We start from the raw sequence: 9,973 nt of genomic DNA on the forward strand, positions 1-9,973 counted from the left end.
AGCGGCTCGCCGAGCTGCTGGCGGCCACCGGACGGACCCGGATCCCACGCTCGGCGGTGCGCGCGGCGTTCCTGCAGGCGGACCCCACGATGGTCGGCAGCGTCGACGCCCGGCGGAACCTCGCCGGGGTACTGGCCGAGCTGGCCGCCGCGGGCGTGCTGGAGCCGACCGGCCGGACCGACGACGGGGTGCCGCCGCTGCCGAACTCGGTACGGCTGGTCCGGCCGCGCACGGACGCCGCCCCGGCCGTGGACCGGGGACCGTGGCATCACGCGCTGTCCGGGGCCGCGGATCTCCGGCGGCCGTCGCGGGTGCTGCTGCAGGTCAACGACTGGCTGTTCGCCCACGCGTCCAGCGCGGTGGAGGTCCCGCTGCGCGAGCGCGCGCTGGAGATCACCGGCGACGAGAAGGCCTTCGACGGCCCGCTGCCCGGCGGGCTGACGCCGGAGGTCCTGCGGGCCCGCCGGGTCGTCCCGCCGCTGCACCGCGAGCGCCTGCCCGGCGGCGGGCCGGTGCTGCTCGTCGTCGAGAACGCCGACACCCTGGACTCGCTGCGCCGTGCCCTGGCGCCCGAGCCCGGCCCGGTCGGTGGCCTCGCCTGGGGCGCGGGGAACGCGTTCACCGCGTCGGTGCTCGCCCTGCGCGACGACCCGCCCGCGACGGTCCGTTACTTCGGCGACCTCGACGCCGCCGGGCTGCGGATCCCGCGTGCCGCCTCCGATCTCGCCGAGGCTCACGGCCTGCCGCCGGTGCGGCCCGCGACCGGGCTGTACCGGGCGCTGCTACGGCACGGGCGCCCGGCCTCGGCGCGGACGGTGGACCACAGCGACGTCGAGTGGCTCGACGCCGGACTGCGCGGCCCCGTCCGCGACCTCTTCGCGGCCGGGGCGCGCCTGGCCCAGGAGGCCGTCGGGGTCACGGTCCTGGCCGGCGACCCGGACTGGCGCGACGGGCTCGCCCCGGCCTGAGGGATCACCCGGTCCGGATCAGCTGTCGTCACGGTCGTCGTCGTCACGGTCGTCGTCGGTGCGGTCGTTCCGGTCGACGTCGTGGTCGAGGACCTCACCGGTCGCGGCGTCGACGTCGACGTCGTGCTCGGCGTCGGCGGTGCGGACCTCCACCTCCCAGTGGTCGCGGCCGTCGGAGCGGGAGTCGTCGTCCCGGTCGTCGTCCCGGTCGTCGTCGCGGCCGTCGTCGGCGCGGTCGAACACGACCGTCACGACCTGCCCGCCCCCGGCCCGCTCGACGGCGATCCGCTCGGCTGCGGCACGGTCCACGGCGGCACCGGCGCCCGGTGCGGGGGCGGTGTCGGCGGCGCTCTGCGCGGCGGGGGTCACGGCGATCTCGGCCGGCGAGGCGCACGCGGCGCCGCCGCCGACGAGCAGGAGGCCGGTGGCGGCGAGGGCGGCGAGGGAGAGCGTCGAGGGCATCGGGATGTCCTTCCGGGAGGGGTCGTGCTGACACCGGTGACGATGCTGCGCTGTCGATCAACGGCGCGCTGCACGACTCCTAACGGCACCCCAAGATCGGTGCCCGCTCAGCCCGCGGGCGGCCCCAGCTCCAGCTCCACCCGCAGCCCGCCCCCGGCCGGGGAGAGCACCGTCAGCGCCCCGCCGCCCTGGTCGGCGGTGCGCCGGGCGATGTCGAGGCCCAGCCCCGTCGAGCCGCCGCCGCTGACACCGCGGGAGGTCGGGTCGGTCCCGAGCAGCAGCCCCGGACCGTCGTCGTGCACGACGATCCGGGCGCCCCCGCCGGCCCGGGCCGACAGCTCGACGTCGAAGGCCGTGCCGTCCGGGGTGTGCGCGAAGACGTTGCCCAGCAGCCCGTCCACACACGCCTCCAGGTCGCCGGGTGCGCAGGCCACGGGCAGCGGGCCGTCGGCCAGGTGCAGGGTCACCGAGCGGTCGGTGTCCTCGGCCAGCACCCGCCAGAACTCCACCCGCTCCCGGACGACGGCCGCCGCGTCCGCGCTGCGGGTCGTGCCGCCGCGTCGCCGGGCCTGCTCGATCGCACCCGTGACCGCGCGCCGGACGCCGTCGACCCCGGCCGACAGCCGTGCGGACTCGTCCGGGTCGCGCAGGGCCTCGGCGTCGAGCTGCAGGGCGGTCAGCGGGGTGCGGACCCGGTGTGCCAGGTCCGCGACGTTCTCCCGCTCCTCGCGCAGCAGCTCCGAGATCCGCCCGGCCAGCCCGTTCAGCGCGCTCGCGACGACACCGAGCTCGGCCGGGGCGCCGGGGTCGGCGCGCGCGGACAGGTCGCCGGCCGCGAGCCGCTCCGACACCCCGGACAGGTCGGTGGTGGCGTCGACGAGGGTGCGGGCCAGCCGGTCCGCGAGCAGCAGACCTCCGGCGAGCAGCACCAGCGACAGCCCGCCCAGCAGCAGCCAGGAGCGGGTCACCCCGCGGGTGAGCTCGGCGTCGGGGACGAACACGCGGATCGCGGCGTTGCCGCCCGCGGCGCCGGTCACCGCGAACACCAGCTCGCGCCCGCCGGCCGCCTCGGTCGACGCGCTCGTCCCGAGCAGACCCAGCCGGACGACCGGGCTGCGCGGTGCGGGCGCGCCGAGCACGGTGCCGTCGGGCAGGAACACCGAGACGTCGGAGGCGTCGCGGCCGTCGGCGTTCTGGACGGCGGGGGCCAGCACCGACCGGTCCCCGCCCGCGACGGCCGGGGTCAGCACCTGGGCCTGGACGGTCGCCGCGGACACCGCCGAGCTCTCGGCGACCGAGCGGATCAGCGTCGCGAGCGGGACCGCGAACGCGGCCAGCACCAGCAGCACGGTCGCCCCGACGAGGACGAGGATGCGCCGGCGCATCAGGCGGTGTCCTCCCCGGTCCCCGGCGGCGCCGGCGGCGCGGACAGCCGGACCCCGACGCCGCGCACCGAGTGCAGGTAGCGCGGGGCCTGCGCGGTCTCGCCGAGCTTGCGGCGCAGCCACGACAGGTGCACGTCGACGGTCTTGTCGGCGCCGCCGTAGGGCTGCTGCCAGACCTCGGTCACCAGCTCCCGCTTGCTGACGACCTGGTCGGCACGGGCGGCGAGGTGGTGCAGCAGGTCGAACTCGCGCGGGGTCAGCTCCAGCTCGGTGCCGTCGAGCACCGCGCGCCGCGAACGGGGGTCGACCGACAGCCCGCCGACGACGACGGTGGGGTCGCCCGCCCCGTCGCCGAGCCGGCGCAGCACCGCCCGGATCCGGGCGTCGAGCTGGGCGGCGGCGAACGGTTTGACCAGGTAGTCGTCGGCTCCCGCGTCGAGCACGGAGACGATCTCGGTCTCGTCGTCGCGTGCGGTCGCGACGATCACCGGCACCGTGCTGGCGCCACGCAGCATCCGCAGCATGGTGGTGCCGTCCATGTCGGGCAAGCCGAGGTCGAGCACCACGAGGTCGGGCCGCTTCCCGACGGCGTGCTCCAGCCCGGCCATCGCGGTCGGTGCGGAGTCGACGGCGTGCCCCCGCTCGGTCAGCCCGCGGATGAGCGCTCCGCGGATGCCGGGGTCGTCCTCGACGATCAGGATCTGGGCCACGGAGGGAGAACCTATCCGCCGCGACCCCGACCGCGGTGGGGCACAGCCGTCGCTTGTGTCCCGTTTAGGGATCCGTTAACCGGGTCCGGGGCATGCTGTGCGCGTGGAACGACCGACGCGCCCCGTCCTGCAGATCGCGCTCTGGACCGCCGCGGCCGCGGGTGCCCTGCTCCTGGGCCTGACGGCCGTCGGGAGCATCGGCAGCGACCTCGCGGGCACACAGACGCAGCCGCTCAGCGCCGAGCAGGTGGACGCCCGCCTGGCCCAGCAGGCCGCCACCGCCGCGCCACCGGCACCCGCGCCCGTCCCGACGACGGCGCCCGCCTCCGCCCCGCCCGCGGTGGTGCAGGCCGGGACGGCGGGGAACATCCTGGTCCGGTGCGACGGCGCGGCCCCGCGGATCGTGTCGGTCAACCCCGCGCAGGGCTGGGAGCGCGAGGACGACACGGACATCGGCCCGGCCGAGGTCGTCTTCGACGGCGACGACGTCCCGGACGTCCGGGTCACGCTGAGCTGCGCCGGTGGGGTGCCGGCCGGCCGGGTCGCGACCGTCCCCGAGGACTGACCGACCGTCCCCGTGGACCGAGCGACCGCCCCCGAGGACCGAGCCGCGCGGAGGGACCGGGCCGCCCCGCCGGAGGCGCCGGGTCTCAGCCGCCGGCGAACGGCGGGAGCACGTCGAGCGTGGCCGCCCCGCCGACCGCGGTGGAGCGGTCGCGCACCGCCACCTCGTCGAGCAGGAAGCTGCAGCGCAGCAACACCTGCTCCAGCTCCGGGCCGTGCGCGGTGCCGAGTGCGGCGACGGCGTCGGCCACCGTCGCGCCGCCGGGGATCTCGACGGTCTCCTCACCGGTGCCGGCGGCCGCCTTGGCGGCGGCGAAGTAGCGGACGGTCAGCGTGCGGGTCACCAGGGGCGTGGTGAGCGAGGGGGTCATGCTTATCCTCCGATCGCGCTCATGGGGCGCGCGGGCTGCAGGAATCCGGGGTCGTCGATGCCGTGGCCCGCCTTCTTGCCCCACATCGCGTCGCGCCAGACGTCGGCGATCTCGGCGTCGGTCGCGCCGCCGCGGAGCATGGCGCGCAGGTCGGTCTCGCCGGTGGCGAACAGGCAGGTGCGGACCTGGCCGTCGGCGGTGAGACGGGTCCGGTCGCAGGCCCCGCAGAACGGGCGGGTCACCGAGGCGATCACCCCGACGGTGGCGGGGCCCCCGTCCACCACGAACCGCTCGGCGGGCGCGCCGCCACGGTCCTCGTCGGACGGGGTGAGCACGAAGCGCTCCTCGAGCCGCGCCAGGATCTCCTCGGCGGTGATCATCTCGGTGCGGCGCCAGCCGTGCTGGGCGTCGAGCGGCATCTGCTCGATGAAACGCAGCTGGTAGCCGTGGGTCAGCGCGAACTCCAGCAGGTCCGCGGCCTCGTCGTCGTTCACGCCGCGCAGCAGCACCGCGTTGATCTTCACCGGGGACAGGCCCGCGGCGTGCGCGGCGGCCATCCCGTCGATGACGTCCGACAGCCGGTCGCGCCGGGTGATCTGCGCGAACCGCTCCGGACGCAGGGTGTCCATCGAGACGTTGAGCCGGTTCACCCCGGAGGCCGCGAGGGCCCCGGCGCGGCGGGCGAGCCCGATGCCGTTGGTGGTCAGCGAGATGTCCGGGCGGGGCTCCAGCGCCGACGCCGCGGAGAAGATCTCCTCCAGGCCCTTGCGCAGCAGCGGTTCACCGCCGGTGAACCGCAGCTCCTCGATCCCGAGGTCGCGCACCGCCAGCGCGATCAGCCGGTTCAGCTCCGCGTCGGTCAGCTGCTCCTCGCGCGGCATCCAGTCCAGGCCCTCGGCGGGCATGCAGTAGGTGCAGCGCAGGTTGCAGCGGTCGGTGAGCGAGATCCGCAGGTCGGTCGCGACCCGGCCGAACCCGTCGACGAGACGGGGGTCGGCCGGTCGGGCCGGGTCCCGGGACGCGCCGCCCCGCAGCGACGGCAGGCCGAGCTCGGTGGTCATGGGCCCGAGGCTAACCCCCGCCGTGCGGGCCCGCCCAGGGCGGGTTTCCGCAGCTCAGAACCGTGATCCGCACCCGCGGACGTGGCTGGGGTCACGCCGTCGCAGGTGCGGAACTAGTCATCGTGTACCTAGTCGAAAGGACAGGGACACGATTACTTCTGGTGGGCCTTCAGCTCCTGCCGGGCGACCGAGCGGATGTGCACCTCGTCCGGTCCGTCGGCGAAGCGCAGGGCGCGCGCCCAGGCGTAGAAGTAGGCCAGCGGGGTGTCGTCGCTCATCGCGGCCCCGCCGTGCACCTGCATCGCCCGGTCGATCACGGTGCACGCCATCCGTGGCACGACGACCTTGATCGCGGCGATCTCGGTGGCCGCGCCCTTCGCGCCGTGGTTGTCGATCAGCCACGCCGTCTTGAGCGTCAGCAGCCGGGCCTGCTCGATCTCCATCCGGCACAGCGCGATCTGCTCGCGCACCACGCCCTGCTCGGCCAGCGGCTTGCCGAACGCGACCCGCGCCTGGGCGCGCTCGGTCATCAGGTGCAGCGCGCGCTCGGCCATGCCGATCAGCCGCATGCAGTGGTGGATGCGGCCGGGGCCGAGCCGGGCCTGGGCGATGGCGAACCCGCCGCCCTCCTCGCCGAGCAGGTTCGACGCCGGCACCCGCACGCCCTCGAGGCGCAGCTCGGAGTGCCCGTGCTGGTCCTGGAAGCCGAACGTCGGCAGGTGCCGCTCGATCGTCAGTCCGGGGGTGTCGCGCGGGACGAGGATCATCGACTGCCGGCGGTGCGTCGACACGGTGTCGTCGCTGTCGTCGGCGGTCTTGCCCATGACGATGAAGATCCGGCAGCGCTCGTCCGCGGCACCGGAGATCCACCACTTGCGGCCGTCGACGACGTAGTCGTCGCCGTCGCGCCGGATCCGGGTCTCGATGTTCGTGGCGTCCGACGACGCGACGTCCGGCTCGGTCATCGCGAACGCCGAGCGGATCTCGCCGTCGAGCAGCGGCTCCAGCCACTGCTGCTTCTGCTCGTCGGTGCCGAACAGGTGGAGCGTCTCCATGTTCCCGGTGTCCGGGGCCTGACAGTTGATCGCCTCCGGTGCGATGACCGGGGACCAGCCGGAGACCTCCGCGACCGGCGCGTACTCCAGGTTCGACAGCCCCGAGAGGTCCGGCAGGAACAGGTTCCACAGACCGCGCCCGCGGGCCTTCGCCTTCAGCTCCTCGACCACCGGGGGCAGGGCCCACTCCTCCGGGGTGCCGCGCCGCTCGGCCCGGAACGCGTCGTAGGAGGCCTCGGCCGGGAGGACCTCCTCGTCGAGGAAGGCGCGCATGCGCGCGGTGTAGTCGGCCGCCACGGCGCTGGGTGCGAAGTCCACGGCACCGATCAGACCACAGGTCCGCAGGCCCCGGCAGTGCGCGATCCCGACATCGCGCGGGGTATCCACCGTGGCACCCCCGCAGGCGCGACCATAGTATCCGGGTCGTGCCGCACTTCAGGATCTCCGAGGCCGCCCGACTGCTCGGCGTCAGCGACGACACCGTCCGCCGCTGGGTGGACGCGGGGACGCTGCCGGTGCAGGCGGACGCCTCGAACCGCAAGGTCATCGACGGTGCCGCGCTCGCCGCGTTCGCCCGCGATCACGCGTCCGCCCCGCCGGACCCCTCGGTGGTGCAGCGCTCGGCCCGCAACCGGATGGTCGGCCTGGTCACCTCGGTGCTGGCCGACACGGTGATGGCCCAGGTCGAGATGCAGTGCGGCCCGCACCGCGTGGTGTCGCTGATGAGCAGCGAGGCCGTGCGCGACCTCGGTCTCGAGCCCGGGGCGCTCGCGGTGGCGGTGATCAAGTCGACGAACGTGGTGGTGGAGACGCCGGGCGGGCACCTGTGACCCCCGGGGCCGGCACCGCCCCCGCGCCGGCCCCGACCCGGCGCCGCGAGGGCGCCGCCGACCGCCACGGCACGGGCGTCGGACTGCCGGTCTGGATGTGGGTCCCGGCCGGCATCGGATTCCTGGTCATCGCGCTGCCCGTGCTCGGCCTGCTGTGGGAGGCCGACTGGGCGGAGACCCCCCGCCTGCTCACCAGCGATGCCGCGCTGTCGGCGCTGCGCCTGTCGCTGCTCACCGCGGCGATCTCCACGACGCTGTGCCTGCTGCTCGGCGGGCCGCTCGCGGTGGTCCTGGCCCGCGGCCGGATCAACCGGTTGCCCAGCCTGATGCGCGGGATCCGCTCGGTCGTCCTGCTCCCGCTGGTGCTGCCGCCGGTCGTCGGCGGGCTCTCGCTGCTGTTCCTGCTCGGTGCGAACGGGCTGGTCGGGCAGGGCCTGGACACCGCGTTCGGGATCTTCATCCCGTTCTCGACGGCCGCGGTGGTCCTGGCGCAGACCTTCGTCGCCATGCCGTTCCTCATCGTGTCGCTGGAGGGCGCCCTGCGGACCGCGGGAGAGCGCTACGAGGCGACCGCGGCGACCCTCGGTGCGTCGCCGGGGCTGGCCTTCCGCCGGGTCACCGTGCCGCTGGTGCTGCCCGGACTGGCGTCCGGGCTGGTGCTGGCCTTCGCCCGCTGCATGGGCGAGTTCGGGGCGACGATCGCGTTCGCCGGCAGCCTGGAGGGCACCACCCGGACCCTGCCGCTGCTGGTCTACCTGCAGGGCGAGACCGACGTCGCGGGAGCGGTCGCGCTGTCGCTGCTGCTGGTCGTCGTGTCGCTGGTCGTGATCGTCGTCGGGCGTCCGCGTGGGCTGGACGGCCGCGGATGAGCAGCGGCGGCGACACGGTGGAGCCCGGTGTGGACATGAGGGCGCGGCTGGACCGGGACGGGTTCGCCCTGGACATGGAGCTGTCGGTCGCCGCGGGCGAGGTGCTCGCGGTGCTCGGCCCGAACGGGGCGGGCAAGTCCACGATGCTCGGCATCCTGTCCGGGCTGCTGCGCCCGGACTCCGGGCACCTGCGCGTCGACGGCCGGACCCTGCTCGACACCGCCGACGGGACCTTCGTGCCGCCGCACCGGCGCGGTGTCGGGCTGCTCGCCCAGGAGCCGCTGCTGTTCCCGCACCTGTCGGCGCTGGCGAACGTCGCGTTCGGGCCGCGTGCCCAGGGCACGCCCCGCGCCGCGGCCGACTCCCGGGCCCGCGACCTGCTCGACGCCGTCGGCTCGGTCCGCCCGATCTCGCTGTCCGGTGGCGGCACGCTGGGCAGCGGCGGCCTCACCCTCGACGACGTCGGTGACATGACCGAGGTCAAGGCGGCCCTCACCGAGGCCGTGCTGTGGCCGCTGCGCCACCCGGACTCGTTCGCCCGGCTCGGGGTCGACGCCCCGCGCGGGGTGCTGCTCTACGGCCCGCCGGGTGGTGGCAAGACGTTCCTGCTGCGTGCGCTCGCCGGCTCCGGTGACCTCAACGTGTTCGCGGTGAAGGGCGCCGAACTGCTCGACAAGTACGTCGGCGAGTCCGAGCGCGCGGTCCGCGAGCTGTTCCGCCGGGCGGCCGAGGCCGCCCCCGCACTGATCTTCCTCGACGAGGTCGACGCGCTCGCCCCGCGTCGCGGCGGCTCCACCGACGCCGGGGTGGCCGACCGCGTCGTCGCCGCGCTGCTGACCGAGCTGGACGGCGCGACACCGCTGCGCGAGGTCGTCGTGGTCGGGGCGACGAACCGGCCCGAGCTGATCGACCCCGCGATGCTGCGGCCGGGCCGGCTGGAGCGGCTGGTGTTCGTGCCGCCGCCGGACGCCGATGCGCGGGCGGACATCCTGCGCGCGGCGGGCCGCGACGTGCCGCTGGCCGACGACGTGGACCTCGACGCGCTCGCGTCCGAACTGGACGGTTACTCGGCCGCGGACTGCGCGGCGCTGCTGCGCGAGTCCGCGCTGACCGCGATGCGCGAGTCCCTCGACGCGGGCGAGGTGACCGCCGCGCACCTGGCGACGGCACGCCGCACGGTGCGGGCGTCGCTGGACCCGGCGCAGGTCGCCGAGCTGGAGGCCTACGCCCGTCGCCGCAGCGACGGCTGAGTCCGGCACACGGACGGCCCCGGAACGCCGACGGCCCCGGACGCGGAGGCGTCCGGGGCCGTCGTGCGTGTGGAACGTCAGGCGGCGGAGAAGTCCCGCGTCACGATCACGATGACGCCGGGCGTCGCGTCCTGGATGCCGTCGAAGCGGGGCTCGGAACGGATGCCGAACTTCTTCGCGATCTCCTCGGCGGCGGCCTTCTCGTCGGTGCCCTGCCGGTAGTAGACGGTCGTGGTCGGGATGACGCCCTGGGAGTAGTTCTGCACCTGGGACACGGTCCAGCCGTTGGTACGGAACTCTCCGGCCGCCTTCTCGGCGAGACCGCGGATGGTCGAGTTGTTGTAGATCCGCACGACCGGGCGGGCCGCGACGGCGGACCCCTCACCGGCGGCGGAGCCGGAGCCGCCCTGGCCCGCGGAGCCGGAGCCCGCGCCGGGCGGCGCGGCGA

Annotated in this window: 12 protein-coding genes; 5 read left to right on the plus strand and 7 right to left on the minus strand. The window is 75.3% G+C overall.

The features are described 5' to 3' along the window. Window positions 1-968, plus strand: a 968-nt coding sequence (locus NH602_RS23195; protein WP_253068897.1) for a DUF2399 domain-containing protein, incomplete at its 5' end; no start/stop codon positions are given. An 18-nt stretch (window positions 969-986) separates the two neighbouring features. On the opposite strand, the gene NH602_RS23200 is transcribed toward NH602_RS23195, so the two are convergent. The 3 genes from NH602_RS23200 to NH602_RS23210 all read right to left on the minus strand — a co-directional run bounded on the left by NH602_RS23200 (window position 987) and on the right by NH602_RS23210 (window position 3,525). Beyond that, the gene (locus NH602_RS23200) at window positions 987-1,430 is read right to left on the minus strand and encodes a PepSY domain-containing protein (RefSeq protein WP_253068898.1); all 444 of its coding nucleotides are present in this window, start codon (window positions 1,428-1,430) and stop codon (window positions 987-989) included. Between the two features lie 107 nt (window positions 1,431-1,537). Continuing rightward, window positions 1,538-2,815, minus strand: coding sequence for a HAMP domain-containing sensor histidine kinase (locus NH602_RS23205; RefSeq protein ID WP_253068899.1), 1,278 nt, complete (start codon window positions 2,813-2,815; stop codon window positions 1,538-1,540). Next, window positions 2,815-3,525, minus strand: coding sequence for a response regulator transcription factor (locus NH602_RS23210; RefSeq protein WP_253068900.1), 711 nt, complete (start codon window positions 3,523-3,525; stop codon window positions 2,815-2,817). The genes NH602_RS23205 and NH602_RS23210 overlap by 1 nt, the downstream gene beginning before the upstream one ends. Before the next feature lie 103 nt (window positions 3,526-3,628). On the opposite strand from NH602_RS23210, the gene NH602_RS23215 reads away from it, so the two are divergent. Further along, on the plus strand, window positions 3,629-4,090 hold the full coding sequence (locus NH602_RS23215) for a hypothetical protein (protein WP_073576603.1): 462 nt from the start codon (window positions 3,629-3,631) through the stop codon (window positions 4,088-4,090). Between the two features lie 85 nt (window positions 4,091-4,175). On the opposite strand, the gene NH602_RS23220 is transcribed toward NH602_RS23215, so the two are convergent. The 3 genes from NH602_RS23220 to NH602_RS23230 all read right to left on the minus strand — a co-directional run bounded on the left by NH602_RS23220 (window position 4,176) and on the right by NH602_RS23230 (window position 6,894). Continuing rightward, window positions 4,176-4,460, minus strand: coding sequence for a MoaD/ThiS family protein (locus NH602_RS23220; protein ID WP_083658803.1), 285 nt, complete (start codon window positions 4,458-4,460; stop codon window positions 4,176-4,178). Between the two features lie 2 nt (window positions 4,461-4,462). Continuing rightward, the gene (gene moaA, locus NH602_RS23225) at window positions 4,463-5,521 is read right to left on the minus strand and encodes a GTP 3',8-cyclase MoaA (RefSeq protein WP_073576602.1); all 1,059 of its coding nucleotides are present in this window, start codon (window positions 5,519-5,521) and stop codon (window positions 4,463-4,465) included. Between the two features lie 152 nt (window positions 5,522-5,673). Then, window positions 5,674-6,894 (minus strand): acyl-CoA dehydrogenase family protein, encoded by a 1,221-nt coding sequence (locus NH602_RS23230; RefSeq protein ID WP_073576601.1) that lies wholly within the window; start codon window positions 6,892-6,894, stop codon window positions 5,674-5,676. A gap of 107 nt (window positions 6,895-7,001) precedes the next feature. On the opposite strand from NH602_RS23230, the gene NH602_RS23235 reads away from it, so the two are divergent. The 3 genes from NH602_RS23235 to NH602_RS23245 all read left to right on the plus strand — a co-directional run bounded on the left by NH602_RS23235 (window position 7,002) and on the right by NH602_RS23245 (window position 9,525). Next, window positions 7,002-7,406 (plus strand): molybdopterin-binding protein, encoded by a 405-nt coding sequence (locus tag NH602_RS23235; RefSeq protein ID WP_062398137.1) that lies wholly within the window; start codon window positions 7,002-7,004, stop codon window positions 7,404-7,406. Between the two features lie 95 nt (window positions 7,407-7,501). Next, window positions 7,502-8,275, plus strand: coding sequence for an ABC transporter permease (locus NH602_RS23240; RefSeq protein WP_253068902.1), 774 nt, complete (start codon window positions 7,502-7,504; stop codon window positions 8,273-8,275). Window positions 8,276-8,310: 35 nt separating this feature from the next. Further along, complete coding sequence (locus tag NH602_RS23245; RefSeq protein WP_256495543.1) at window positions 8,311-9,525, plus strand: AAA family ATPase; 1,215 nt, start codon at window positions 8,311-8,313, stop codon at window positions 9,523-9,525. 77 nt (window positions 9,526-9,602) lie between these two features. Here NH602_RS23245 and NH602_RS23250 read toward each other — a convergent pair. Next, window positions 9,603-9,973: LytR C-terminal domain-containing protein (locus tag NH602_RS23250; protein WP_253068901.1), on the minus strand; the 371-nt coding region annotated here is incomplete at its 5' end.

This window comes from Pseudonocardia sp. McavD-2-B (assembly GCF_024124365.1).
GTDB lineage: Bacteria > Actinomycetota > Actinomycetes > Mycobacteriales > Pseudonocardiaceae > Pseudonocardia > Pseudonocardia alni.

Excerpts from the sequence above, each read along its gene's own strand:
- NH602_RS23205 (WP_253068899.1), bottom strand. The coding sequence starts at position 2,815 with ATGCGCCGGCGCATCCTCGTCCTCGTCGGGGCGACCGTGCTGCTGGTG.
- NH602_RS23240 (WP_253068902.1), top strand. The coding sequence starts at position 7,502 with ATGTGGGTCCCGGCCGGCATCGGATTCCTGGTCATCGCGCTGCCCGTG.
- NH602_RS23245 (WP_256495543.1), top strand. The coding sequence starts at position 8,311 with ATGAGGGCGCGGCTGGACCGGGACGGGTTCGCCCTGGACATGGAGCTG.
- NH602_RS23220 (WP_083658803.1), bottom strand. The coding sequence starts at position 4,460 with ATGACCCCCTCGCTCACCACGCCCCTGGTGACCCGCACGCTGACCGTC.
- moaA (WP_073576602.1), bottom strand. The coding sequence starts at position 5,521 with ATGACCACCGAGCTCGGCCTGCCGTCGCTGCGGGGCGGCGCGTCCCGG.
- NH602_RS23200 (WP_253068898.1), bottom strand. The coding sequence starts at position 1,430 with ATGCCCTCGACGCTCTCCCTCGCCGCCCTCGCCGCCACCGGCCTCCTG.